31 protein-coding genes are annotated in these 26,191 nt (G+C 37.1%); 13 read left to right on the top strand and 18 right to left on the bottom strand.

The genetic code is table 11. The annotated features are described in order from the left end of the window. Window positions 1–70 precede the first annotated feature (70 nt). The 10 genes from leuC (at window position 71) to ACJVDK_RS17805 (ending at window position 8,968) form a co-directional block, all read left to right on the top strand. Window positions 71–1,477, top strand: a complete 1,407-nt coding sequence (gene leuC / locus ACJVDK_RS17850; RefSeq protein WP_443938020.1) for a 3-isopropylmalate dehydratase large subunit — start codon at window positions 71–73, stop codon at window positions 1,475–1,477. A gap of 56 nt (window positions 1,478–1,533) precedes the next feature. Beyond that, window positions 1,534–1,836, top strand: a complete 303-nt coding sequence (locus tag ACJVDK_RS17845; protein WP_443938019.1) for an antibiotic biosynthesis monooxygenase family protein — start codon at window positions 1,534–1,536, stop codon at window positions 1,834–1,836. A 54-nt stretch (window positions 1,837–1,890) separates the two neighbouring features. After that, window positions 1,891–2,655 (top strand): class I SAM-dependent methyltransferase, encoded by a 765-nt coding sequence (locus ACJVDK_RS17840; protein WP_443938018.1) that lies wholly within the window; start codon window positions 1,891–1,893, stop codon window positions 2,653–2,655. A gap of 54 nt (window positions 2,656–2,709) precedes the next feature. Beyond that, window positions 2,710–3,306 (top strand): 3-isopropylmalate dehydratase small subunit, encoded by a 597-nt coding sequence (gene leuD / locus ACJVDK_RS17835; protein WP_443938017.1) that lies wholly within the window; start codon window positions 2,710–2,712, stop codon window positions 3,304–3,306. 14 nt (window positions 3,307–3,320) lie between these two features. Beyond that, window positions 3,321–4,469: an ATP-binding cassette domain-containing protein gene (locus ACJVDK_RS17830; protein ID WP_443938016.1), complete on the top strand. Its 1,149-nt coding sequence runs from the start codon at window positions 3,321–3,323 to the stop codon at window positions 4,467–4,469. Further along, window positions 4,457–4,783: a hypothetical protein gene (locus tag ACJVDK_RS17825; RefSeq protein WP_443938015.1), complete on the top strand. Its 327-nt coding sequence runs from the start codon at window positions 4,457–4,459 to the stop codon at window positions 4,781–4,783. Before ACJVDK_RS17830 ends, ACJVDK_RS17825 begins: the two co-directional genes overlap by 13 nt. A gap of 9 nt (window positions 4,784–4,792) precedes the next feature. Then, on the top strand, window positions 4,793–5,884 hold the full coding sequence (gene leuB / locus ACJVDK_RS17820; protein ID WP_443938014.1) for a 3-isopropylmalate dehydrogenase: 1,092 nt from the start codon (window positions 4,793–4,795) through the stop codon (window positions 5,882–5,884). 10 nt (window positions 5,885–5,894) lie between these two features. Continuing rightward, window positions 5,895–7,055, top strand: a complete 1,161-nt coding sequence (locus ACJVDK_RS17815) for a 2-isopropylmalate synthase (protein ID WP_443938013.1) — start codon at window positions 5,895–5,897, stop codon at window positions 7,053–7,055. Window positions 7,056–7,296: 241 nt separating this feature from the next. Continuing rightward, entirely contained in the window at window positions 7,297–8,547 is a 1,251-nt protein-coding gene (ilvA, locus tag ACJVDK_RS17810; protein WP_443938012.1) for a threonine ammonia-lyase IlvA, read from the top strand. Window positions 8,548–8,620: 73 nt separating this feature from the next. Further along, the gene (locus tag ACJVDK_RS17805; RefSeq protein ID WP_443938011.1) at window positions 8,621–8,968 is read left to right on the top strand and encodes a cupin domain-containing protein; all 348 of its coding nucleotides are present in this window, start codon (window positions 8,621–8,623) and stop codon (window positions 8,966–8,968) included. A 79-nt stretch (window positions 8,969–9,047) separates the two neighbouring features. Here the strand turns inward: ACJVDK_RS17805 and ACJVDK_RS17800 are convergent, their stop codons facing one another. After that, window positions 9,048–9,608 carry a DUF4230 domain-containing protein gene (locus tag ACJVDK_RS17800; RefSeq protein ID WP_443938010.1) on the bottom strand — a complete coding sequence of 187 codons (561 nt, stop codon included), beginning with the start codon at window positions 9,606–9,608 and terminating at the stop codon, window positions 9,048–9,050. Window positions 9,609–9,722: 114 nt separating this feature from the next. Between ACJVDK_RS17800 and ACJVDK_RS17795 the strand changes: the two genes are divergently transcribed. Then, window positions 9,723–10,115, top strand: coding sequence for a hypothetical protein (locus ACJVDK_RS17795; RefSeq protein ID WP_443938009.1), 393 nt, complete (start codon window positions 9,723–9,725; stop codon window positions 10,113–10,115). Window positions 10,116–10,188: 73 nt separating this feature from the next. Here ACJVDK_RS17795 and ACJVDK_RS17790 read toward each other — a convergent pair whose 3' ends face one another. Both ACJVDK_RS17790 and ACJVDK_RS17785 read right to left on the bottom strand, forming a co-directional pair. After that, complete coding sequence (locus tag ACJVDK_RS17790; protein WP_443938008.1) at window positions 10,189–11,280, bottom strand: ATP-binding protein; 1,092 nt, start codon at window positions 11,278–11,280, stop codon at window positions 10,189–10,191. 196 nt (window positions 11,281–11,476) lie between these two features. Next, window positions 11,477–12,469 carry an ABC transporter ATP-binding protein gene (locus tag ACJVDK_RS17785; RefSeq protein ID WP_443938007.1) on the bottom strand — a complete coding sequence of 331 codons (993 nt, stop codon included), beginning with the start codon at window positions 12,467–12,469 and terminating at the stop codon, window positions 11,477–11,479. Window positions 12,470–12,579: 110 nt separating this feature from the next. Between ACJVDK_RS17785 and ACJVDK_RS17780 the strand changes: the two genes are divergently transcribed. Both ACJVDK_RS17780 and ACJVDK_RS17775 read left to right on the top strand, forming a co-directional pair. After that, window positions 12,580–12,867 carry a DUF6364 family protein gene (locus ACJVDK_RS17780; protein WP_443940066.1) on the top strand — a complete coding sequence of 96 codons (288 nt, stop codon included), beginning with the start codon at window positions 12,580–12,582 and terminating at the stop codon, window positions 12,865–12,867. After that, complete coding sequence (locus tag ACJVDK_RS17775; RefSeq protein ID WP_443938006.1) at window positions 12,854–13,273, top strand: PIN domain-containing protein; 420 nt, start codon at window positions 12,854–12,856, stop codon at window positions 13,271–13,273. Before ACJVDK_RS17780 ends, ACJVDK_RS17775 begins: the two co-directional genes overlap by 14 nt. Before the next feature lie 60 nt (window positions 13,274–13,333). Here the strand turns inward: ACJVDK_RS17775 and ACJVDK_RS17770 are convergent, their stop codons facing one another. From ACJVDK_RS17770 to hemB, 15 genes are all read right to left on the bottom strand, one after another. After that, complete coding sequence (locus ACJVDK_RS17770) at window positions 13,334–14,134, bottom strand: outer membrane beta-barrel protein (protein WP_443938005.1); 801 nt, start codon at window positions 14,132–14,134, stop codon at window positions 13,334–13,336. 43 nt (window positions 14,135–14,177) lie between these two features. Beyond that, entirely contained in the window at window positions 14,178–15,026 is an 849-nt protein-coding gene (locus tag ACJVDK_RS17765; RefSeq protein ID WP_443938004.1) for a hypothetical protein, read from the bottom strand. Continuing rightward, a complete protein-coding gene (locus ACJVDK_RS17760; protein WP_443938003.1) occupies window positions 15,007–15,576 on the bottom strand; it encodes an RNA polymerase sigma factor in 570 nt (189 codons plus the stop codon). The genes ACJVDK_RS17765 and ACJVDK_RS17760 overlap by 20 nt, the downstream gene beginning before the upstream one ends. A gap of 110 nt (window positions 15,577–15,686) precedes the next feature. Then, complete coding sequence (locus ACJVDK_RS17755) at window positions 15,687–16,841, bottom strand: hypothetical protein (RefSeq protein ID WP_443938002.1); 1,155 nt, start codon at window positions 16,839–16,841, stop codon at window positions 15,687–15,689. A 235-nt stretch (window positions 16,842–17,076) separates the two neighbouring features. Then, window positions 17,077–18,612 (bottom strand): IS1182 family transposase, encoded by a 1,536-nt coding sequence (locus tag ACJVDK_RS17750; RefSeq protein ID WP_443936436.1) that lies wholly within the window; start codon window positions 18,610–18,612, stop codon window positions 17,077–17,079. A 122-nt stretch (window positions 18,613–18,734) separates the two neighbouring features. After that, entirely contained in the window at window positions 18,735–19,295 is a 561-nt protein-coding gene (locus ACJVDK_RS17745; protein ID WP_443938001.1) for a CopD family protein, read from the bottom strand. Continuing rightward, the gene (locus tag ACJVDK_RS17740; RefSeq protein WP_443938000.1) at window positions 19,295–19,462 is read right to left on the bottom strand and encodes a hypothetical protein; all 168 of its coding nucleotides are present in this window, start codon (window positions 19,460–19,462) and stop codon (window positions 19,295–19,297) included. Before ACJVDK_RS17740 ends, ACJVDK_RS17745 begins: the two co-directional genes overlap by 1 nt. Before the next feature lie 45 nt (window positions 19,463–19,507). Further along, the gene (locus ACJVDK_RS17735; RefSeq protein WP_443937999.1) at window positions 19,508–20,038 is read right to left on the bottom strand and encodes a hypothetical protein; all 531 of its coding nucleotides are present in this window, start codon (window positions 20,036–20,038) and stop codon (window positions 19,508–19,510) included. A gap of 2 nt (window positions 20,039–20,040) precedes the next feature. Then, window positions 20,041–20,274, bottom strand: coding sequence for a hypothetical protein (locus ACJVDK_RS17730; protein ID WP_443937998.1), 234 nt, complete (start codon window positions 20,272–20,274; stop codon window positions 20,041–20,043). Window positions 20,275–20,328: 54 nt separating this feature from the next. Continuing rightward, window positions 20,329–21,354, bottom strand: a complete 1,026-nt coding sequence (gene hemE / locus ACJVDK_RS17725) for a uroporphyrinogen decarboxylase (RefSeq protein ID WP_443937997.1) — start codon at window positions 21,352–21,354, stop codon at window positions 20,329–20,331. 100 nt (window positions 21,355–21,454) lie between these two features. Then, on the bottom strand, window positions 21,455–21,973 hold the full coding sequence (locus tag ACJVDK_RS17720) for a hypothetical protein (protein WP_443937996.1): 519 nt from the start codon (window positions 21,971–21,973) through the stop codon (window positions 21,455–21,457). Further along, entirely contained in the window at window positions 21,973–22,677 is a 705-nt protein-coding gene (locus ACJVDK_RS17715; RefSeq protein ID WP_443937995.1) for a response regulator transcription factor, read from the bottom strand. Before ACJVDK_RS17715 ends, ACJVDK_RS17720 begins: the two co-directional genes overlap by 1 nt. A 9-nt stretch (window positions 22,678–22,686) precedes the next feature. After that, on the bottom strand, window positions 22,687–23,553 hold the full coding sequence (locus ACJVDK_RS17710) for a sensor histidine kinase (protein ID WP_443937994.1): 867 nt from the start codon (window positions 23,551–23,553) through the stop codon (window positions 22,687–22,689). An 85-nt stretch (window positions 23,554–23,638) separates the two neighbouring features. After that, window positions 23,639–25,009: a glutamate-1-semialdehyde 2,1-aminomutase gene (hemL, locus tag ACJVDK_RS17705; protein ID WP_443937993.1), complete on the bottom strand. Its 1,371-nt coding sequence runs from the start codon at window positions 25,007–25,009 to the stop codon at window positions 23,639–23,641. An 89-nt stretch (window positions 25,010–25,098) separates the two neighbouring features. After that, window positions 25,099–26,067: a porphobilinogen synthase gene (gene hemB, locus ACJVDK_RS17700; RefSeq protein WP_443940065.1), complete on the bottom strand. Its 969-nt coding sequence runs from the start codon at window positions 26,065–26,067 to the stop codon at window positions 25,099–25,101. Window positions 26,068–26,191: the final 124 nt, after the last annotated feature.

Raw genomic sequence — 26,191 nt, 5'->3', positions numbered from 1 at the left:
GGATATTTAAATACAAAATCAAACCTTACAGGTTGTAAGACCTGTAAGGCTAACAAAACAAAAAAACAAAATGTCAAAAACGTTAGTAGAAAAAATTTGGGATGCACACGTTGTAAAAAGTGAAGAGGGATTTCCTGATATTTTATACATTGATACGCACTTAATTCACGAAGTAACCTCGCCGCAAGCATTTGATGGTTTACGTAAACGTGGATTATCGGTATTGCGTCCAAGCCAAACGGTTGCTACTGCCGATCACAACGTACCAACCTTGAATCAGCATTTACCTATTAAGGAAGAACTTTCGAGATATCAAGTAGACATGCTGACCAAAAACTGTGCAGAATTCGGTATCGAATTATACGGCTTAGGTCATCCTTTTCAAGGTATTGTACACGTAATTGGCCCCGAGTTAGGAATTACTCTACCAGGTAAAACCATGGTGTGTGGCGACAGTCATACTTCTACACATGGTGCTTTTGGAGCCATTGCTTTTGGAATTGGAACCTCGCAAGTTGAGCAAGTTTTTGCCACACAATGCTTGTTACAATCGAAACCAAAAACCATGAAAATTGAGGTTAATGGAGAATTGCAAAAAGGTGTTGGGGCAAAAGACATTATCCTTTACATCATCTCTAAAATTTCTGCAGCTGGTGGTACCGGTTATTTTGTGGAATTTGCAGGTTCGGCATTTCGTTCTTTAAGTATGGAAGGACGTATGACGGTTTGCAACATGAGTATTGAAATGGGTGCTCGTGGTGGTTTAATTGCACCAGATGAAACCACTTTTGAATATATTAAAGGTAGAGAGTTTGCGCCTAAAGGCGAAGAATGGGACAAAGCTTTGGCGTATTGGAAAACGCTTTATAGCGATGAAGATGCTACATACGATGCGGTATTAACATATGATGCTGCAGATATTGCTCCGATGATTACCTACGGAACAAACCCTGGTATGGGAATTGGTATTGCTGAACACATTCCAACTACCGCCGCTCAGCCTGCTAGTGAACAAGTTTCATATAAAAAAGCCTTGGCTTACATGGGCTTTGCCGATGATGAAAGCTTAATTGGTAAACCTGTTGATTATGTTTTTATCGGAAGCTGTACAAACTCACGTATTGAAGATTTACGTGCAGTAGCCGAATTTGTAAAAGGAAAACAAAAGGCTGGCAACGTAGAAGTATGGATTGTTCCGGGTTCTAAACAAGTTGAAGCGCAAGCCATTGCCGAAGGCTTAGACAAAGTGTTTGAAGCAGCTGGTTTCCAATTACGTGAACCAGGTTGTAGTGCATGTTTGGGCATGAATGAGGATAAAATTCCTGCAGGAAAATATTGTGTATCAACCTCTAATAGAAATTTCGAAGGTCGTCAAGGGCCAAATGCCCGCACCTTGCTGGTAAGCCCATTAACGGCCGCAGCAGCAGCAGTAACCGGCGTTATTACGGACGTGAGAGAAATGCTTCAAGAGGCGTAATACACCCACTAAGATGAAGCAGCGAAACTGAAAACAGAAATAAACGAACATAAAACATGATTTTAGAAGTAGCCATCTTAACGATAAAAACAGGCTCATCCGATGCTTTTGAAAGCGCTTTTCAGGAAGCACAAAAAATCATTTCTTCCATGGAAGGTTACGTATCGCATGAGCTCAAGAAATGCCTTGAACAAGCAGAAAAATACATATTGCTGGTAAACTGGGAAACGCTTGAAGCACATACCGAAGGTTTTAGAAAATCAGCGGAATACCAAAATTGGAAAAGCTTGTTGCATCATTTTTATGAGCCTTTTCCAATTGTAGAGCATTATGTAGCTGTGGAGGCGCAAAAGAATTAAATACGTGAAAGCAAGCTCCGTGATTACACATGAACGGAGCGAAAAAAAATTGTTATGCCAGAGATAGCTTGGAACGGAAAATTGTACGACAAACATCATCACTTCGTATCGGATTACGGAGCGGATGTGTTACAATGGTTAGCCCCTAAGGCGGATGAAAATATTCTAGATGTAGGCTGTGGAACAGGCCAACTAGCAGCACAAATTGCTGAAAGTGGCGCTCATGTTCTGGGAACAGATGCCTCTGCTGATATGATTGCCGAGGCAAAAACAACCTACCCCAACCTATCCTTTGAGGTAATGGACGGAACTAAACTTTCTTACAAAGAGGAGTTTGACGCCATTTTTAGCAATGCTACCTTTCATTGGATTGAAAACCAAGAGGCCTTGATTAAAGGTTTATTTTTAAGTTTAAAACCTGGCGGAAGATTGGTTGCCGAATTTGGCGGTAAAGGAAATGTGAAACATATTGTTGATGCTATCCGAGCTGCTGCTGAACAGTTAAATCTTGCGCACAAAGTGATAACCAACTTTTGGTTTTTTCCATCGGTTAGCACCTACACATCGATGCTTGAATCGCTAGGTTTTGAAGTGGAACAAGCTTGGTTGTTTGACCGCCCAACACATTTAAAAGGCGATGAAGGCATGTATGTTTGGATTAGTCAATTTGCACCACACGCCTTTAAAAATTTAGATAACGAGCAAACAGAAGCCATCAAAAATTTAGCAGTTAGCTTTTTAAAACCGAGCTGCTTTATCAATGGCGAATGGGTAGCGGATTACAGAAGATTGAGAATAAAAGCTTGGAAAAGCATTTAATAGAATAAAAAAAAGTATAACGCAAGTATTTCACTTGCAACTGGATACGATAAAATGAAAAAGTTCACAAAATTAACATCGGCAATGGTGCCTTTAAACATAGAGAACATTGATACCGACCAAATTATTCCGGCGCGTTTTTTAAAAGCGACTACCCGTGAAGGTTTTGGCGAAAACTTGTTTCGCGATTGGCGCTACAATGGCGACAACACGCCTAAGCCTGAGTTTGTGCTTAATAACCCAACGTATAGTGGTCAAATTTTAGTTGCAGGAAAAAACTTTGGTTGTGGAAGTAGTCGCGAGCATGCTGCTTGGGCCATTCAAGATGCAGGTTTCGATGTGGTAATTAGCAGTTTCTTTGCCGATATTTTTAAAGGAAATGCCTTAAACAATGGCTTGTTGCCTATTCAAACGAGCGATAGTTTCTTAGCAGAAATTTTTGAAGCTGTTGGAAAAGATGCAAAAGCGGTTTTAGACGTGGATTTAGAAAATCAAACCGTTACCATTACCGCAACTGGTTCTAAAGAATCATTTGACATTAATCCGTATAAAAAAGCCTGCATTATGAACGGGTACGATGATATTGATTTCATTCTAAATCAAAAGAATTTAATTGAAGAATTTGAACAAAATCGTGCATTTAAAGCATAAAAACTAAAACCAAAATGGCACAACCTTTCGTCCACATATCCAATTTAACATTAAAATACCAACACAAAGTGGTGTTATCGGAATTGGATTGGACCATCCAGAAGAACGAAAATTGGTTGTTGCAAGGTCTAAGTGGTAGTGGAAAAACGGCTTTAGCCAAAGCAATTGTAGGACTTGTACCTTTTTCGGGAGAAATTACAATTCATTTCGACCCGCACAGTACTTTGCCTGCAAAAGCTTTATATGTGGATAATTGGTATCAATTTAAAGATTTAGAAGGCCAATCGAACTTCTATTATCAACAACGTTACAACCACCAACAAGCACACAGCACCCATACTGTTCAATCGGAATTGACTGCATTTGGAAAAGAAAACAACCTTTCTTTTGGCGATTTGGATGAAATTTTAGCTGCGCTTAATTTCAGCAATTTATTGCCGGCACAATTGATTCAATTATCAAGCGGCGAACACAAAAAAATGCAATTGGTAAAAGCGCTTTGGTTAAAACCACAGCTTTTGCTTTTAGACCAGCCTTATACAGGATTAGACGCCACATCGCGTAAAAACTTAAACCACTTGCTCAATCAAATTGCAGCAGCAGGTGTACAGTATATTTTTATTGGCGATGGCGTTTCCATACCTGATAGCATTAACCGCTATGCCGAGGTACGAGAAGGAAAAATACATGTTTCGGAAACGAAAAGAACACTTCCCTTTCCTACACGTACGGAAAAAAAACACATCCCCTATTTCTTGAGCCAGGCACCAGCTTCGGTGACAGAAAATTTTATTTCCATGAAAGATGTTACCATCCGCTATGGCGATAAAAGCGTTTTAAAAAACGTGAACTGGGAAGTAAAAGCAGGCGAAAAATGGCTTTTGCAAGGACATAACGGTTCGGGTAAATCTACTTTATTAAGTTTAATAAATGGCGATCATCCACAGGCTTATGCAAATGACATTCATTTATTTGGAAATAAAAGGGGCAGTGGTGAAAGCATTTGGGACATTAAATCACACATCGGTTTAATTTCTCCAGAACTGCACTGGTATTTCGACCCTTCTGCTACGGTATTTCAAAGCATTGCTTCGGGTTTTTTCGATAGCTCGGGTTTGTTTAAAACCATTGGAGCAGAAAAAAAGCTCAAGTGGAAGCCCTGATTGACTTTTTTGACCTTACAGAACATAAAAACGAATTGCTAAAGGTACTTCCTTTAGGCAAACAACGTTTGGCGCTTTTAGCGAGAACCATCATCAAAAATCCAGAATTGTTAATTCTAGATGAACCATGTCAAGGTTTAGATGAACACCAAACACATTATTTTAATCAGCTGGTAGACGAACTGAGCGAAAATGGAATGACCCTGATTTATGTAGGCCATTTCGAAGCACAGCTACCCAGCTGCATTGAAAAGAGATTAGTATTAGAAAATGGCGAGGTAAAAGTCGTCGAAAACATATTTGAAAGCGCATAGTTAAACAACATGAAAAAAAATATTTTAGTAATCCCAGGCGATGGTATTGGCCCAGAGGTCACTACTTGGGGCAAAGCAGTTTTAGAACAAATTGCGGAAGCATTCGGTCATGAATTCACTTTTGATGAAGCACTTATGGGTCATGCCGGTATCGAAGCAACCGGAAATCCACTACCGGATGAAACATTAGAAAAAGCACGAAAAAGCGATGCCATTCTTTTTGGAGCCATTGGTCACGCTTTATACGATAACGACCCTAGTTTAAAAGTTCGCCCCGAGCAAGGTTTACTAAAAATCCGTAAAGAACTTGGCTTATTTGCCAATTTACGTCCTATTTTATTGTTTGATGAATTGCTACATGCATCGAGCATCAAGCCTGAAATTTTAAAAGGCACAGATATTTTATTCTTCCGCGAATTAACTGGAGATGTGTATTTCGGTGAAAAATCGCGTTCAGAAGATAGAACCACTGCTTCTGACTTAATGATTTACCACAAATACGAAGTAGAACGCATTGCGCATAAAGCTTTTCAAGCAGCACAACAACGTAATAAACGATTATGTTCGGTTGATAAAGCAAATGTATTGGAGAGTTCTCGCTTATGGCGCGAAACCGTTCAAGAAATTGCTAAACAATATCCAGATGTTGAAACAGAACATATGTTTATTGATAATGCGGCTATGCAATTAATCAAGAATCCGAAGAAATTCGACGTTGTTTTAACCGCGAATTTATTCGGCGATATTTTAACAGATGAGGCTTCGCAAATTGCAGGTTCAATGGGCATGTTGGCATCGGCATCGGTAGGGGAAAGTACTGGTTTCTTTGAACCTATCCATGGTTCTGCACACGACATTGCAGGAAAAGATTTAGCGAATCCCTTTGCTTCTATCCTATCTGCAGCTTTGATGCTAGAAATTGGTTTCGGCTTAAAAGAAGAAGCGAAATTGATTGTTGATACCATTGATGAGGTATTAAAGGAAGGTTTTAGAACAAATGATATTGCCGACCAAAATACCAATCGCTTTAAAGTTTTAGGCACGGCCGAAATGGGAAAATTGGTATTGAAATTCTTATCGAAAAAATTATTAACCACCTAAACGTACGATTATGATTCACGACAAAAACAAAGTTTTTATTTTCGACACCACCTTACGCGATGGCGAGCAGGTTCCAGGTTGTCAATTAGATACAAACCAAAAAGTAGAAATCGCTAAATCGCTTGAGCTTTTAGGAGTAGATGTTATCGAAGCTGGTTTTCCGGTATCGAGTCCAGGTGATTTTAATAGCGTTATCGAATTATCAAAAGCAGTTAACGACCCTATTATTTGTGCCTTAACACGTGCCAACAAAAACGATATTGACGTAGCGGCCGATGCATTGCGTTATGCTAAAAGACCGCGTATTCATACAGGTATTGGCGCTTCTGATTTCCATATTAAACATAAATTTAACAGTACTCGAGAGGATATTTTAGCGCGTGCGGTAGAAGCGGTTAAATACGCTAAAAAATATGTAGAAGATGTTGAATTTTATGCAGAAGATGCAGGCCGTGCTGATATTGAATTTTTAGCTAAAATGGTTGAAGCGGTTATTGCTGCCGGTGCTACAGTAGTCAATATTCCAGATACCAATGGCTATTGCTTACCTGACCAATACGGTTCGAAAATTCTTTTCTTGAAAGAAAATGTAAAAAATATCGATAACGCCATTATTTCAGTGCATTGCCACAATGATTTAGGTTTGGCAACCGCAAATTCAATTGCAGGTTTACAGAACGGTGCGCGTCAGGTAGAATGTACCATTAACGGTATTGGCGAGCGTGCTGGAAACACTTCTATGGAAGAAGTAGTTATGATTTTAAAAACACACAAATCGCTAGGGTTAAACACGCAAATTGATACTACGCGTTTTTACGAAATGAGCCATATGGTACGCAATCAAATGAATATGCCTGTACAACCAAATAAAGCAATTGTAGGTGGAAATGCATTCTCACATAGCTCAGGAATTCACCAGGATGGTTTCTTAAAAAATCGAGAAAATTACGAGATTATTAAACCAGAGGATGTAGGTTTTCCAGATGCAACGATTGTATTAACCGCGAGAAGTGGTCGCCATGCGTTAAAACATCATTTAGAGCGTTTAGGTCATCAATTAGAAAAAGATGAATTGGATGTCGTGTATAAGCAATTTTTAATTTTAGCCGACAGCAAACAAGGGATAAACGACACCGATTTAAATCAATTAGTAGCCTTGCATTTAGCATAGAAACTGAAAACATAAAGCAAAGAATAAGCGTTTAAGAGCAGCGCAAAGAATGAAGTAATTTATTCTTTGCGCGCTTAGCAAATGTCTTTTTATACTTTGATAACAACAATTTAAGAGGTTAAACCCTACAGGATATTCGCCCTTGTGCGATACAACAAACCTCTAAAAAATGTCTTTTAAACCTCCATGCGATATACCATCGAAGAGAAAAATTTAAAAGACAACCTTAAAAAACTAAACTATGAATAGCATAGCAGAAGAAACGTTAGATTTTAATGCCGCCTACGCTCGATTAAAGGATGTCGTAAAACGAACCCCCTTAGAATTTAACGCTGGATTATCCTTGAGATTTAAGGCAAATATTTACCTAAAAAGAGAAGATTTACAGATTGTACGCTCCTATAAATTACGCGGGGCATACAACAAAATTAGCTCTTTACCTTTAGATGCATTAACCAATGGAGTTGTGTGCGCTAGTGCAGGTAACCATGCACAAGGTGTAGCCTATTCATGCAAAAAATTAAATATTAAAGGCGTAATTTTTATGCCCGAAATAACGCCAAAGCAAAAAATAAAACAAGTAAACATGTTTGGCGGCGATAACATTGAAATTGTTTTAGTAGGCGATACTTTTGACGATTGCTTAAAAGAGGCATTAGTTTATGCAGAAGAAAAGTCTGCAACTTTTATTCCTCCATTTGATGATATGAAAGTCATTGAAGGACAAGCAACCGTAGCAATGGAAATTCTAGAAGATTTACCCGACTTAGATGCTATTGTTGTACCTGTTGGTGGTGGTGGACTAGCTTCTGGCGTAAGCGCTTATTTACAAACAGCTAAACCCGATGTTAAAATTTTTGGTGTAGAACCAATGGGTGCTCCATCCTTAAGCGAAGCACTTAAAAACGGTGGACCTATTACTGTTGAAAAAATAGAACGCTTTGTAGATGGTGCCGCTGTAAAAAGAATGGGTTGGATTACCTACCAATACTGTAAAGAATTACTTAGTTCAACGTATCTAATTCCTGAAGGACAAATTTGCACCACTATTTTAAAACTGTACAACGAAGACGCTATTGTTGTTGAACCTGCAGGAGCATTATCGGTAGCGGCTTTAGAGCAAGTAAAGGATCAAATTGTTGGCAAAAATGTAGTGTGTGTAATTAGTGGCGGCAATAACGACATCGAACGAATGCAAGAAATTAAAGAGAAATCCTTACTTTTTGAAGGATTGAAACACTATTTCATTGTTCGTTTTCCGCAAAGACCTGGAGCCTTAAAATTATTTGTAAACGAAGTTTTAGGCCCACATGACGATATTACACGCTTCGAGTTTATTAAAAAAACCAATAAAGAAAATGGTCCGGCATTGGTGGGGATTGAACTTACGAATAAAAGCGATTATGCGAGCTTATTGCAACGCATGAAAGATTTTAAATTTGATATTATTGAACTAAACCAAGATCAAACTTTATTTGAATATTTAGTTTAATTTTGTTGGATAAAAACTAAGCAACCCTAGAAACAGTTAATATTTCGACCGTTTCTAGGGTTTTATATAGCATATGAACTATAAAGATTTAACTGAAAAGGCACTTGTTGCCGACAATGATTTAAGCTGGGAAGAAGTAGGTCAAGGTATTCGCCGTAAAATTATGGCGTATGATGAGCATTTAATGTTGGTAAAAGTTGAATTTGAAAAAGGTGCCATTGGTACCGTGCACCAGCACCCGCACTTGCAAATGAGCTACGTAGCCAAAGGAAGCTTTGAAGTAAGCATGGCCGATCGTAATCGCGTTTTAAATGAAGGCGATGTATTTTTTGCAGCCTCAAATGTTTTTCATGGTGTACTTTGCCTTGAAGAAGGTTTATTAATTGATGTATTTAATCCACATCGCGCAGACTTTTTATAAAATAGTCAGGAGTTGGAAAGTCAGGAGGCAGGAGTCCGAAGTTGAAAGATTAAGCATATGCTCTCCCGACTTTAGACTACTATTGAAAAGTAAAACTTACTTTTTTATAGCCAAGCCCTTCTATAATGGGTTTTAACACATTCACTGCATTGCTTTTGGTTTGCGCTAAAATGCTCGATTTGCGAACCTCTTTACCCACCTGAAGTTCTGCTGCTTTATAGGCATCGTCTACCAAAGCAGCTTCTCTAAAAAAAGCCATTTTAGTATCGTACACACGTGAATTTTTATGATCGATTTTAACATAGCAAATTTCGGGCTGTGGTAAATTTACTACAGCACTATCGCCAATTATTTTAATATCGCCTGTTATTATTTTTGTTAAATCGATGCACCCCACGGCTTCTGCTTTGACAATTAAAAGTACGCTAGCTTCAGGCAAGAAATCGGTTTTTTGTTTGTGCTCTAAAACATCGCTAATTTGGTAACGAACCAACTCCAACTTACCTATAGCCTCTATTCGTTCTACCAACAGCTGATGTTTGCTCTCAACCGTAGTATTAATCGTAAACTTTTTCGTAATAAATAAGTAGGCCGCTATTAACAAAATTAACCAAGGCAAAACCGATAGTACTCTCTTCATAATACAAATGTAATTAGCACGTTACAATAAATTAAATGCAATAATCAAATGTGGCAAATTTTTGGCAGTTATTTTGTATTAGATTCATCACACACAAACAAAATCTTAACACACATGAAAAAACTAACACTTTTATTGCTTTGCATTGCTACACTAGGTTTGGCATCGTGCAAAAAGGAAACTATTATTCAAACTACTCCTAACAGGACAATCATTTTTGATAAACCTGGAAATAGTTGGAGGTTGTTAGCTGGACAAACAAATACATATTATGTTGATTTAGTTGCCAATGAAATTGACTTTATCAATGTTCAGGATGAAGGCGTTCTAGTATATGTTTCGACCGACGGAATAAATGCCTCTGGATATACGCAAATTCCTAATCAAGCTATAAGTTATGATTATGACATCTTCGAAGGTTATATACGTATTTATTTTTATGGCACGCCACCTACAGGCACAACTCGTATAAAAGTTGTTTTAGTTGCCGCAGAAAACATAACTTAATTCGGTAAAAACAGCAATTTTAAAATTCTAAAAAACGACCAATGTTCAGTTGAACGTGGTCGTTTTTTTGCATTTACTTTTCCCAGAGTAAGAAATCGCGAATATAAATGTGTTGCACTCCTTGATATGTGTTACCATTAAATTCACTATTTGTAATCACATATTTTGGATAATTGTCGTCAATTTGAAGCAGATTTTCAAATTCACGTTTAATTGTAGTTTCCTCCTCTAATTTTAAAGCTACTTGAACGTAAATATATTCACCATCACGATTAGCAATAAAATCAATTTCCCGGTTAGTTATTGTACCCACTTTTACGGTATACCTTAAATACAAAAGATGATTATACACCACATTTTCAAGCAATTTACCTAAATCTTGTGGTCTGTAACCGATAATGGCATTTCTTATTCCAGTATTTTCAAAATAGAATTTACTTCCTGTTTCAAAAATTCTTTTCCCTAAAATATCATACCGTTCTACCTCGTGGATGATATATGCATTTGATAAATACTTCGCATAGGTTTGGATTTGATTAGGAGCTATATTTGTTTGCTTAGATTTAAGGAAATCGCTAATTTTTTTTGCAGAAAATAAACTACCAATATTATCCGCTAAGAAAAGAACCAATTTTTCTAGAAAATTACTATTTCTTAAACTGTATCTTGCTACCACGTCTCTAAATAAAATAGTGGTATAAACACTATTCAGGTATTCAAAGGCTTGTTCATTCAAAGCAAGATTAATAAGATAAGGTAAGCCCCCATACTTAAAATAATGTTCCATGCTTTTATCATTGTTCTCAATTTTATGAAACAACAAAAACTCAGGATATGACAAACTATAAATCGTAAACTCAATGTAGCGTCCACTTAAATAAGTTGCCAATTCACCAGAAAGCATTTTGGCGTTACTACCGGTGATGTAGATGTCATTTTTTTGATCAAGCAAAAGCGATCGCAATGCCTTTTCAAAATCAATAATATCCTGTATTTCATCAATGAAGATATAATTCAGCGCATCTGTTTTTATTTTAGAAAGAACGTACTCATTCAAATCTTTTGCATTTTGAATAAAGTCGAACTGTAAATCTTCTTTATTAATATAGATAATATTAGCCTGCTTGTTCTCTTCAACAATCTTATTTATAAGCTGAAAAAGCAAATAGCTTTTCCACCCTACGTTGTCCTGTTAAAACCTTAATTACGTTCTTATTGATAAAAGGAGAGATCTGAGAAATATATTTATCTCTTTTTAAAACACTTACAGGCATATCCATAATATAAATATACTTATAATTTCACAAAAAAACATAAAAATTACAACTATACTTATAACTTTTTAAGAATTATAAATACAATTAAAACGCTAAAAAACGACTAATGTTCAGTTGAACGTGGTCGTTTTTTTTATGCTCTCCTCTGTTGAGTTGTAAAGCACGAATCATCACTCCGTTTCGTTCTAACAGCAGTTCGTCGTAAAAGCCTTTGTAGTATACATCTCTCACTTCAAAGCGTCTACTATTCCAGCCATTTGTTATTTCGGCCCATTCGGGATAAAAAACAACGAAATCCTTTTCGGTTTTGATGTTAATTTTTTCTGCCTCTGCTTTAGTCAAAACCACGGCATTGCTTAAAATTTGCGCGGTATAAATGTGTTTAGGATGCTGATAAATATCGCTTGGTTTTCCAGTTTGGAGCAATTCGCCATTGCGAACAATTAAAAGCTGGTCGGCCAAGAACAAACCATCGGCAGGATCATGCGAAACCAAAATTACGGTAACTCCCGTTTGTTGAGCCAAATTTTTAATATCGGCACGCAATTGATTTTTAAGCAAGGCATCTACCTGACTAAAAGGTTCATCGAGTAAGAGCACTTGCGTATCGGCCACCATGGCACGGGCAATGGCTACACGCTGTTGTTCTCCACCGCTTAGTTCAATAATCTTCTTATTTTGCAACTGCGAAATCCGCAAATGCTCCATAATCTCAATAGTCTTTTCGCTTTTGTTTTTTAAATCGGTATTACTTAATTGCGATGCAATATTATCGTACACTTTGGCGTAAATATTCAATGAAAAATCTTGGGTAACCATTTTCATTTGCTTGTGCCCCGGAATTAATTGTTCATCGGGTCCTTTTACACGTAGACCGTCGAAATAGACTTCGCCTAAATCGGGCTTTAACAAGCCGAATATCGTTTTTAAAAGTGTCGACTTTCCGCTTCCGCTCTCACCAATAATGGCTACAACATCGCCTCTTTTAATATCAAAACTAATGTTTTTTATGCCTCCGGGCTGTTCTGCGTTGTACTGTTTCGTTAAATTTTTAACGCTGATTAAGGTATTGCTCACGGGATAAAGATACTAAAATTAGAAGCTTTGAAAATTAAAAACGAAAAACCAAAAAACACGTGTAGTTAAAGATATTTTGCACGTGCATTTGAAATTCGTATCATTAAGGTATTAACACAAAACTAACTTTAACAATAGACGATGCTGTAATTAAGCAAGCAAAAGCCTACGCAGCAGAACAAGGTAGAAGTTTATCAGCCATTATTGAAAGTTATTTAAAACTGATTACCAAAAAGAATTCAGCTGAAAAAGAGGAAGAAGAACTTTCGCCAATTGTGAAATCATTACTTATGGATCGACCAAAAGTAGATTTACCTAAAGACTATGATTATAAAGAAGAAATGGAAAAAATAGTGGAAGAAAAATATCAAAAATACTGGGACAATGAGACTCGATAATGTACTAATTGATTCTGACGTCCTTCTCGATTTTTTTCTTCAAAGAGAACCTTTTCTTATCGATTCAATTGGAATTTTAACCATTTGTGAAAGAAAAAAAGTTAAAGGTTTCACAACTGGTTTAATTTTAGCAAACTCCTACTATTTACTCAGAAAACACTTCGAGCATAAAAATATTATGAGCGATTTTAAAAAATTGCTCTCTTTTCTTGATGTGCTTACAATGGACAAAAACTCCATCTTACAATCCATCGATTCAGAAGTCAGCGACTTTGAAGATGCTTTGCAAAACTATTCAGCAGAAAACCATAACGGAATAGATGCCATCATCACCCGAAATATTAAAGACTACAAAAAAAGCAATCTAATCATTTTAACACCTAGAATGTTCTTAGAAGCACGTTAAAACAAAAAATCCTGTCTCGTTTCCGAAACAGGAGAAATTTTATTTGTGTGTTGTTGCTTGCTAATTGATGCCTAGGGTTATACCAAAGCTCATATTTTTTAATCCCGCTTGTGCGGCAGTATCAAACATATCGTTGAAATAGTATTTGGTAAACAAGCCAAGTCCCGAATAACCAACTCTAAATGTACCACCTACGCGTGCCGGTTGAAAATGGTAGTTATCATATTGTTTTTGCTTTCCACGCTCATCGCTAATTTGTTTCACCTTACCACCAAGTAAAAACGCAACCTCAGGACCTACTACAAAGTAAACGCGTTTACCTTTTCTATCTTTATTGGTACGGAATTCGAAATTTAAAGGCAAGTGTACATAACTGCTCGAGAAACGATTTTTATCAAAATCGATTGTTTCTGTAGTATAGGAAAGCGTTGGAGAGTTCCGATCCATGGTAATATCTTTTCTTAAACGAATTAATGTCCAATCGAAACCACCTGCTAAATAGATTTTAAAATTTTGATTAAAACGGTATCCAAACTGAAGGATATCAAACGAGAATGTACTGGTTTTCGAGCCCCTGTAATCTAAGAAATCATTGGTTGGCGAAAGGGTAAAACTTCCGTTATCAATCAATCGGGCAAAGCCCCAATCAATTCGGGTAATAGTAATTCCCCCAACAAATCGTCCCTTTTTATAGGTTAACAAAGAACTGCTTATCTGCCCTTTATCGTCGTCTATCTTAACCTTTTTCAAACTATCTTGTTGAGTCATTTTAGTGCTATCCTTTTGAGCTGAGGCAATACTTGGCGCCATAACACCTGCAAATCCCATTGCAATAAGTGCTAAATAAAATAGATTTTTCATATACTGTGTGTTGTGTTTAAAGAGTTTTCTGTTCGAGTGTTAATTATTTATTTTTATACTTTCCTAGTTTAAAAGGACCAATGTTAATCGCAGATATCGAGGTGTCATCATCCTCATTGGTATTAAATTGAATAAACTTTTCTTTTCTTTTATCTACCTTACCAACCACTAAATTTACCAAATCACCTAAATTCCTAATCCCGGTACGGCTTTGCTCATTCTCATTAATGGGCTCATCGCTTATCTGCGGAGTGGTGTTTATCAAATCAATTTCCGGTTTAACATTAGCAGTATTATTCGCTTTCTGTTGCGGCTGGTTGCTCGCCAAAACAATTTGCGTATTTGCATCATCGGGTTTAGCTACTTGAGCGATTACCGTTTGCAGTTTAAAATCGTCGCCCGCATTCACCGGAATCGTATTTTGCACGGCACGCTCCACTCTTTTTTGCTCCACCTTCGGTTGTGGAGCTTGTGTGGCAACCAACTCTTGTTTTACTGGTTCAGCAACAATAGCCTTCAGCGTATCGGTTTTTGCAGGTAATTTTTTAGGAGCAATGGTATTATTAGCTACACGTGGTCTTTCTGTTACCCGATTCGTATAAAGCAAAACTCCTATTGCAACCAATACACCAATTGATGCTGCTGCCATCCATAAAAAAGGCACTTTTCGCGATTGTTTTGGAGCCAACTCAGTTTCAATAGCTGGCCAAAAATTAGCACTCGGATGCACTTCAGCATCATCAAACGCCATTTTAAAAACAGTATCAAAAGCTTGTTCAGGCGCTATCTCTTGCTCAATTTTGCCCCACAAACCATCCGTTGGCTGTATTTCAGCATCCTCAAAAGTGTCTTTAAACAGTTTATCAAACTCGTTATCTGGATTGTGTGGCATAACCAAATCCCTCCATTTTTAAAATTTCCTCTTTCAATAGTGCGCGTGCTCTTGATAACTGCGATTTGCTGGCTCCTTCTGATATTCCTAAAGATTCTGCAATCTCTTTGTGTGAATATCCTTCGATGGCATACATATTAAACACCAATCTATATCCATCTGCCAGTTTCTGAATAACACGCATTAAATCTTGCATCCCCAATCGGCTAAAATCAAAACCGGTTGAAGGTTGTTCAAATGCTTGATCAATTTCTACCACATTTAAACTACGTACCTGTTTACGATAGCTTTCAATAGCTGTATTTACCATGATGCGTCTAATCCATCCTTCAAAAGATCCATCGCCTCTATACTCCTTAACTTTCTGAAAAACTTTGATATATCCCATTTGCAATACATCTTCAGCTTCCATTCTATCTTTTGCATAACGCATACAAACCGCCAACATTTTAGCTGCTGTTTGTCTATACAACATCTCTTGCATCTTCCGATTGCCTTCTTGGCAACCTGTCAATAAATCGTTTATAGTGTATATCTGCGTCAATTTCATTGTGTGTTTGTGTATAGAAGATGAAACTTTACAAATAATGGTTGCACGACTTTTTCAAAAAAAATTAATTCAAATCAAAAAGCCTGATTATCAATAAAATAAAAAGTAAATTATTTATCCTTTTTTATCTTAAACAACTTAAAATCTTGTTTATACGTCAAGAAAAAAGAGTGATTGAATTGTAATTGACTTGCTTTTACATCTAAATCGAAGCTTGGTTCAAATCGAACATCTAAGTAAAAATGTGGAATCAATTCTTTTTGATACGCATAACGAACCGAAAGTACATTGCGCTTGCTTTGCGTAAAGCCATTACTATATAAATTATACGAAACAGACTCGTACAGTGGCATTCCTTTGATAGAGATGAAATTATTTCCTTTCCAGTAACTAGCCACCAAACTGCCCCATTTACTATCTACTCCGGCATTAAGCCATAAACCGAAACCACCGTTAAAAGGAAGGCGCTTTTCGGGTGAAAAATTCTGATAGGCGGCTACATAATTTTCAGTATAAACGCGTTTCACACGCTGATCAATTGTTTTTTGCAACTTCAAACCTGCAGCGCCATTAAAAACGGTTGATATTGGGATATCTTTTAAAATATCTATTTGTCCCCCTTGGTGATACAACATAAACTGCACAGGAATGCTAAATTTCCAGCCGTTGTTTTCAGCGAGGGTGCTCTCGGTTACCAAGCCTCCCACAATTTCTTCTTTAGCAGCATCGCCCAGGTAAATCATTTTTTGCCAGGTAATCCAAGCATCTAAATTAAATTTCTTACGTTCAACTAACAATTGGGTACCATATTCGATTGGAGAGGTTATAATTCGTTCAAAATCGTACAGTGGTTCAATATATTTATGTTGGATATTCCCTTCTAGTGTTCCAAAAATCAAGGTTAAATTGCGCTTGTGGTACTTCACGTTAAAAAGCGGCTTAGCATCGTAAATGCCGTTACTTCCAAAATCTTTACGCAGGTAAGCGCCCATTGTAATTGCTAAGTTGGGATGAGCGTAGTATACGATTTGAGGCTGCAATTGCGTACCGTATAACGTATAACCATCGTGAAAGTTATTGTTGTATTCGTAATTACGAACGTAGTTTAGATTGTAAAAATTAAAATGTACCTCGTTGGTTAAGCTGCTATCTGGACGAATTCGATTTTCAAACGCTGATTGAGGAAATTGTGCCGAAGCAAAGAAAAAACTTAAAACAAAGAAACTTAAAAGACTAAGCCTTTTTAACAAGGTATTTTGTAGCATGGTGTAAATTTATGCCTCAAATTTAAAATAGTTTTTTATTAATTGAGGTAGCTCTCCAGAAGTTGACTTTCAATTCGCAAAAAAAGCAAAAAGTGTTTAACAAAAGAGGCTGTCCCAAAATACCGAGACGGCCTCTTTTTTATTTTATTTCCAATTTGGTATCATTTGGACATGGTATGGTCTAAAATCAGTTTTAGCTGTTCAATTTTTCAAAAAGCATGAAAAAACAGTCTTTTTAAGCTGCTTTTTTCCTTATATTTTGTGCGATTGCCAATAATCCCCATTCTATTGCCACTTTTTCTTTTCCACGGAGCATAAAGCGGCGGAACCCTTGGTTCTGTTTAATATTTCCGAAAACTGGCTCAACATCATAACATCGTTGCTTTCGCTTCTCAATTCCTTTCTCGCTGTTTAGCAATTGATAAGCTGTTTGTTTATGGCTGAGTAGATTAGTGTTAATTTCTATTATTCGGTTTCCTTGCGATTTATGACAAACACCATTTAATGGGCAATTGCTGCAATTTCTTGCTTGATATCTTTTACTTGTTTGTTCGAAACCGGTACTGGTTTTTCGTTTTGCATCGCCAATGTAATGCATCTGTTGGCCCATTGGGCAGATATAACAATCTTGTTCCTGGTTGTAAAATAACTTGTCGGCTTGAAAGCTTTTCTTACTGGTATATCGTTCATTTTGCTCTTTGTCGAACATATTGTATTTAACATAAGCTTCAATTCCTTTCTGCTCCAATAGTTCGTAATTTTCTTCACTACCATATCCTGCATCTGCGGTAATGCTTTTTAAACTTTTGCCAAAGCTGGTCTCGTGTTGTTCGATGTGGGCTTTTAAAGTGGTGGTATCGGTTGGGTTTGGGTGAATGGTGTAGTTTACAATAAACTGGTTTGAGGTTGATATCTGTACATTATAACCCGCTTTTAACTGGCCATTACGCATATGATCCTCTTTCATACGCATAAATGTGGCATCCTCATCGGTTTTGCTGTAGCTATTGCGATTACCTAAAATAGCCTCTTTTACCTCATATTCAGCTATCTTTTTTGGATATTCTTTACTGATGTATTTCAGCTTGTTTTTAATCTTTTTATTTGCATCGGGATTATCAGCTAATACTTCATTAAGCTTATCTACCGTTGCTTGTACTTTCTCTTTATTTATTTCGGTAAAATCAGGTGGATCAGGAAGTTCATCTTCAGCTTTAGTTATACTTTGGGCATAAGTCCAAATATCGGCTAAAGCCAACTTCATCTTTTCTTTATTGGTTTGAATAGCCTTTTTCCATACAAAAGTATATTTATTGGCATTTGCCTCTATTTTGGTGCCATCGGTATAAACTTCTTCTATACTCAATAAGCCTTCTTCGGCTAATAACAAAACAACTTCTTCGAATATTTTGCGCAAGTGTTCTTTTAAACGAACCCCGCGAAAACGATTAATGGTATTGTGATCTGGATAACTCATTCCACTAAGCCACATAAAGTTAATATTCTCCCGACAAGCAGTTTCTAGTTTCCTGCTGCTATAAACGTTACTTACATACCCATAAACTAGAATCTTTAAGAGCATTTGAGGGTGATAACTCGAGCTGCCTTTGATTTGATAGGCATTTAGCAGGCTTTGGATATTGATTTTGTTTATCACATCGTTAACTATCCTAACTGGGTGCCCTGCAGTTATTAATTCGTCAAATGTAGGTGGAAAAGCCATCATCTGATCTTGGTAATAAGGCTTGAAAACAGGGGTTTTTGACGACATAAATTTCTAAATATTTATACTTAAATATCTGAAATTCAAATGATTAAACAAAATTATTAAACAAGAATTTATCAACTTTTTTTAAAACAAAAAGAGACTGCCTTTTTGAGACAGCCTCAATATTATTGATTATTTTTCATTCTGTAATTTTTGTAGAGCTTAACGGCAATCATGATTATCATGGCAACCCCCATGATACCTATTAGGCCATATACCCAATTAAGGGCATTTTTTAGGATCACCACAAAAACAATTGCAATCATAAACACGGTAGCCAATTCGCGCCATAATCGCAATTGGAAGCTGCTCCAGGTTGATTGATTACTTTTGAGTTTCTGAATGATATTTTGACAAATAAAATGATACACCAACAAGCCCATAACGAAGGCGAGTTTTACCCACATCCAGTCCATTTCAAGAAGACTTGGATTTAAGGTTAACATTCCGGCTCCTGCCAATACAGAAATAATCATGGCTGGCGTGGCTATAATTTTCCACAAAGTGGCTTCCATTTTTACAAATTGCTGCCCCAAAATACTTTTTTCGGGTTCAGCTTTTTCATTTGCCTCAGTATGGTAAATAAACAAACTCAAAATATAAAATAACCCTGCCATCCAGCTAATCACAAATACAATGTGTACAGCTTTAAAATATGGGTAATAGGGTAATAAGCTTTCAATCATTACTTTATCTTATTCAAAATATATGTATCAATCCAATTTGGGATATCCAAGGATCTTAAATCCAAACCTCCATTTTTGGTACTTCCGATGTAAGTATGTTTCGTTTCAGAATTATCCCAAAGATAGGCTACATCAATGGCTTTCAACATATCTATTAGTAAATCCATTGTAAGAAAATACCGTTTTTCTATTTTCGCCTCATTCACAAAATGTCAACCTTTCATTACCCTATCTTTTACACGTTCAAGATTCAATGTTGGTGTTTCCGTCCCTATAAAGTACAAATAAACTTTATAATTATTTTGATGGGCTAACTCTATAAGGTTCAATTTAGAAGGATGTGAAAATACCGTTTCAAAAGCAAAAGATTGTTTCTCTAGGATAAGTTTGTAACGAATAAAATCGGCAACAATTGCAAAATGATAAGAATTATAATCATTAAAAGCACTATTATCCTTAACGATTACATTCTCTTTGATTATTAAGTTCCAATTTTCTACATCAAAATTTGCTTTGATGAATAAACTGCTTGATAAATAAAAATCAGAAAATCCAGTTTGATTGCAGGAAATATTAAAACTAGATAGATTTAAGAAATTATTTTTCTTAAAATCAGACTCTAGATGATCTGCATTAACAAAAAATCTAGTAGAAAAATATATCGAACTTATGGAATTATAAAGTGTTGTTTTGCCGGAACCATTTGGCCCGGCAAAAATTCTTAGCTTAGGCTGAATAGCCATTCTTAAAACAACTTTATCTTTTTAGTAGAAACTTTTTTCTTAGCAAAATTTCCTGATGAAATTTTTACTACGTCTCCATTATTAAACGTTCTATAAACGCCATCTTCTTTTACTTCAGTTCTACCCAAATTCATTGCATCAACCACCCTTAACACATCATCCATTGCCTTATCAACAGCTTCAATAACCTGTTTAATGGGCACTTTATCCTCGTCTGCTAATGATTTAACTATCATCGAACTTCTATTTATTTATACTAATATAAGTAAATCAATTAAATTATCTGAATCTTAGTACTTAAACTCCTTCACCACTTCAATAGCATACTTAACATTATCGAAAGGTATATCAGGCATTATGCCGTGACCTAAATTAAAAATAAAGCCTTCGGTACCGCGCATACGCTCAAATAATTTATGAATTTGTGCTTTTATAACCGATTTCTCGGCATATAAAATATGAGGATCTAAATTACCTTGAACCGCAATACCAGCAGGCAAGGCATTTTTGATATTCAATAAATCGGCATTCCAATCAACCGAAATTACATCGGGTTTTGCTTCGGCCATAATTGGAGCAAAAACAGAACTTCCTTTACAGAAAGAAATGACTGGAATATCTTTTCTATTTAAGTTAGCTATGATTTCTTGAATATAGCGATGCGAAAATTCAGTATAATCACTCCATGAAAGTGCTTGTGCCCAGCTATCAAAAATTTGAATAGCATTTACACCTGCCGCAATTTGTAGGTTTAAATAATCTGCTGTAACCTTTGCAATTTTAGACAACAACTTATGCGCGAGCTCAGGCTCATTGTGCAGCATCAATTTGGTTAGCTTAAAATCTTTTGATGAACCGCCTTCAACCAAATAGCTCATTACGGTAAATGGAGCCCCTGCGAAACCAATTAATGGGATACGACCGTTTAAGCGTTGTTGAATTACTTTAATGGCATCTGCCACGTATTCCAATTCGCCTAAACAATCAATATTTAAGCTATCAACGTCTTTCTCCGTACGTACCGGATTGGCAAACTTAGGCCCTACTCCTTGGGTGAAGCTTAAATCGCCTCCCATGGCTTCGCCAGTTACTAAAATATCGCAGAAAAGAATAGCCGCATCAATATCCAATAAATCAACAGGTAACATGGTTACGTCTGCCGCAATTTCAGGGTTTTTGCACATCTCTAAGAAAGAGTACTTGTTTTTAATCTCCCAATATTGTGGCATAAATCTTCCCGCCTGACGCATCATCCAAACGGGTGGACGTTCTGTTTGTTTTGAAAATGCTGCGTCTAAAAATAAATTATTCTTCATGTTGTGTTGTTCATTCGGATTGCTTATTCATACTAAAAACGAAGTATCTTCTTTGCAAGAAAGAGAGCCTTCGTTTCAACAGGAAAAGTATCCCAAAATTTTAGTGTATTTTTTCTATTTCTTTTTCAATTTTAGCAATAATATCTTTCGACCTTGAGCTCGTTGCCAATTCAGTTGCACGTGTAGCATAGGCCTTTGCGCGTTCCTTATCTTTTTTTCGCAGGGCCAAGTTGGCTAAATGAATCAGCACATAGGCTTTATCATTTTTACCTCCTACCGGAAACCGGCTGGCTATTTGAAAGTGATATTCTGCTTTCTCAAAATCCTCTTCTTTCAGCGCCATATTGGCCAGCATAAACTCGTAATATCCTCTTCTGTTTCTTCCTAAACGATCCGGGTTACCTACTTCTGCCAACAACGTTTTCGTTTTCTCAAAATCGTTGTTTTTAAAATATTTAGAAGCCATTAACACCGAACTGTGCTTAAAGTGGCTCCATAAAACAAAAGCGAATAAAAATCCACCTAAGGCTGCTAATTCATATAGGTTGTAATACAGGCAAACCAATGCGGCTACCACAAAAACAACCATTAAAGCATACCTACCTTTATTATTATACATTAATGGTTATCGGTAAATTTATAGCCAACCCCACGGATTGAGTGAAAATAAATTGGATTTTTTTGATCCGGCTCAAAATATTTACGGAACGTTAAAATGAAATTATCAATGGTTCTTGTTGATGGATATACATCGTAATTCCAAACGGTTTCTAAAATTTGCTCACGCGAAACAGCATCGTTTTTACGCTCAATTAAGAGTTTCAATAACATGGTTTCTTTCTTCGTAAGTGGCGTAATGGTTCCGTCGTCGTGTTTCAATTCAAACGAATTAAAATAAATGGTTTTATCACCAATTTTATACGAGTTTAATTCTTTTAAATCATCTGCTTTTAAGCTTCGTTTAACCAAAATACCTACACGAAGAATTAATTCTTCTAAGTTAAATGGTTTCACTAGATAATCGTCAGCACCCTTTTTTAAGCCTAATACACGATCTTCTGACGTGTTTTTCGCAGTTAAAAACATAATAGGTACTTCGCTATTTTCTAAACGAATCGTTTCACAAACCTGAAAACCATCCATTTCTGGTAACATTACATCTAATATGATTAGATTAAAACGTTCTTCTTTAAAAACTTTTAAGGCAGTTTTGCCATCTTTTACGGCGTGAACTTTATACCCATCTAGCTCGAGGTTCAATTTAATGGCATCCAACAAATGATCTTCGTCTTCTACCAACAGGATTCTTAATTTTTCTGACATAATTTGAGATTAACTAAATGTTACTTCAAAAACACTTCCATTTGGCTCATTGTCTTTTACAACAATATCAGCATCATGGTATTGTAAAACCTCCTTCACAATAAACAAGCCTAAACCTGTTCCCTTCGCTTTTCTGACATTCTCATTACCAACACGGTAAAACTTATCAAATATCAACATTTTTTCGGGATCTGAAATACCAATCCCCCTATCGGCTACACTTAGCTTAATATGCCCCTCCACTTCCTCTAAATGTACATTTATAGGTTCACAAGGATCCGAATATTTGATTGCGTTCTCGATTAAATTATTTACAACCGACGACAAGGCAAATTTGTCACCCATTAACTGCAAATTTGGCTGAATGTTGGCATGAATAATTTGCGAACATCCGCAGGAATGCACTTGCAACCGATCGCTTATTTTTGAAACCAGTTCCGAAAAATTAAATTCCTCTTTTGGAAAGCTGTACGACCGATTTTCAATTTTCGTTGCCAGCAAAAGATTCTCCACCAAGTCGTCTAATCGTTCAATGTCTTTTAACGAATTATTCAACAAAGATGTTTGTCTAGCCTTGTCTAAATCGCGCTTAACAATGGTTTGAATAGACAATTTAATAGCCGCCAATGGCGATTTTAACTCATGTGTAATCGACATTAAAAAATTCTGCTGCTGTCTCCGTAATTTATCTTCGCGCTTTAACGATTGATGTAAAAAATATCCACCAAAGCACAATAAAAACAGAAACACCGAGCCTTCGCCCATAATCATGGTCATGCGGCTTGGTTGCAAACGCACCACCAAACTACCCCATGAGATAAGCTGTATTAATGCATAAAGCAATAAAGCATAAAATATGATAATCGACTTCTTCATTCTTTAAAACACCGTGGCTTTTTTGATTTCTTCAATGCTTGTCTTTATCCTTTTCGAACAAATTCAAACAACAATTTACTGATTTTTATTTCTTAAACACTAAATCCAGTGCAGCAAAAATTGCTTCTTTCGCCTTTTCTAACTCCTTTTGGGTGTGCGCCGCCGAAACAAAACCAACTTCGTACCCCGAAGGCCCCATATAAATCCCTCTGTTTAATAATTCGCGGTGCATGATTTTGAATTTCTCCATGCTGTTCGGATCAATGTCTTCGGCCGATTGAATCTTTTCTTTCTCCGTAAAAGCGAACCAAAAAATAGAACCCACTGTAAAAATTTTGACTGCATAATGGCGTTCTTCAACAAAGCTTTTAATACTCGCTACAAAGGCTTGCGCTTTTTGATTCAAGTTGGTATAAAAATCAGCCTGACTTAATTCAGTCAGCGTGGCAATTCCTGCAGCCATAGCCACCGGATTTCCCGATAATGTGCCCGCTTGGTACACGCCTCCATCAGGCGAAATATGCGCCATAATTTCGTTCGAAGCGCCGTACATACCAACCGGCAAACCACCGCCAATAATTTTACCATAGGTTACAATATCGGGGGTAATTTCGTAGTATGCCGCAGCACCTTCAAAACCAACACGGAATCCGGTAATCACCTCATCAAAAATCAATAAGGCACCATTCTCCGTACAAATCGTACGCAAAAATTGGATGTATGCTTTATCTTGCATTAACAAGCCGTTATTGGCTGGAATTCCTTCGATAATGACCGCAGCAACCTGTCCTTTAAATTGCGCAAAAGCCTCTTCAATAGCCTTTGTATCATTCAATGGGATCACAATGGTTTCTTCCGCAAATGATTTAGGTACACCTGCCGATGACGTTTCACCAAAGGTAACCAAACCCGAGCCTGCCTTTACCAATAACGAGTCGCTATGACCATGGTAACAACCTTCAAACTTAATAATCTTATCTCTTCCGGTATATCCACGCGCCAAACGAATGGCCGACATTACCGCTTCGGTACCTGAACTTGTAAAACGAATTTTCTCTACAAAACGATTGTTCGTGATAATCAATTCTGCTAATTCATTTTCCAAAGCTGTAGGTGCGCCAAAGCTCATCCCGTTTTGCATCACTTCGGTTACTTTCTCGCGAATTTTGGGGTTGTTATGCCCTAAAATTAAAGGCCCCCAACTTCCGCAAAAATCAATAAACTCGTTTCCATCCGCATCCCAAATGTAACAGCCGTCGCCTTTTTCAATAAAAAGTGGCGTTCCGTACACCGATTTAAATGCCCGTACCGGCGAGTTTACGCCTCCCGGAAAATATGTTTTCGATTTCTCGTATAATTCTGCCGATTTGGCTCTTGATATATCGGGTTTGCTTTCGGTATTTACCGGAAAATTGGCTTCATTGCCTTTTAACGTTTCTTTTACTGAATCTGACATTTTTTATTAAGGTTTAGGGTATAGAGGTTTAGGGTTTAAGCTGTTAGTTTAATAACCTTTCGCCGTATACCTTACGCCTCCTACCTCTCTCACATCCATTCGTTATTTAAAATATCTTTAATATGATAGGTTGTAATAATGCTTGCTCCGGCACGGGCAAAAGCATGCATGGTTTCCATCACTACTTTTTGCTCATCAATCCAACCTCTTTCGGCTGCAGCTTTTACCATCGAGTACTCGCCTGATACATTGTATACGGCTATTGGTAAATTGGTATCTTGTTTTAAACGTTGAATAATATCTAAATACGCCAAGCCCGGTTTTACCATTAATACATCGGCACCCTCTTGTTCATCTAAAGCAGCTTCGCGCAGGGCCTCCAGTGGATTTCTAAAATCCATTTGATAGGCTTTACGATCGCCTTTACTCGGCGCACAATCGGCAGCTTCCCTAAAGGGCCCGTAATAAGCCGATGCAAACTTAGTCGCATGACTCATAATCGCAGCATTCACAAAACCATTCGCATCCAGCAAGTTACGAATCGCTTCAATCCGTCCGTCCATCATATCCGAAGGAGCAAACATATCAGCTCCTGCTTCTGCATGCGTTAAAGCCATCTTGGCAATCACCTCAACCGTTTTATCGTTTTGCACATAATCGTTCTCCATAATGCCGCAATGGCCATGTGTGGTATATGAGCAAACACAAACATCGGTAATTACATATAAATCATCGCCGAAATTTTTCTTTAATTCCCGCACCGCAACAGGCACCAAAGAGTGATCATGATAAGCCGATTTGGCGTCAGCAGATTTTTCATCCCCCACACCAAAAAGCATAATTTTGTTGAGCCCCTTTTTCAATCCCTGTTCCACATCCTTCAGCAACGTGTCCACCGAATAATGGTTTACCCCTGGCATGGCATCAATGGCATGCGTTACATTTGTTCCCGGAACAACAAAATAAGGGTACACAAACATATCCTTCGATAGTCGGGTTTCGGCTACCATCTCTCTAACCAATGAGTTTTTCCTCAATCTTCTTGGGCGGTACAACATCTCTCTTTGTATTTTATCGAGCCTAGCGTTCATACATGCTATTTGCACTACAATTTGCTTTCAGCTCGTTTTCAATTTATTTTTTTAAAACAAATAGGCAGTGGCTCTTCGTTTCCTACAGTCC

Origin of the sequence: Pedobacter paludisoli (assembly GCF_052344095.1) — a bacterium.
Taxonomy (GTDB): Bacteria; Bacteroidota; Bacteroidia; order Sphingobacteriales; family Sphingobacteriaceae; genus Pedobacter.
The sequence above is the reverse complement of the archived record's forward strand: the minus strand, read 5'-3'. Positions and strand labels throughout refer to the sequence as shown.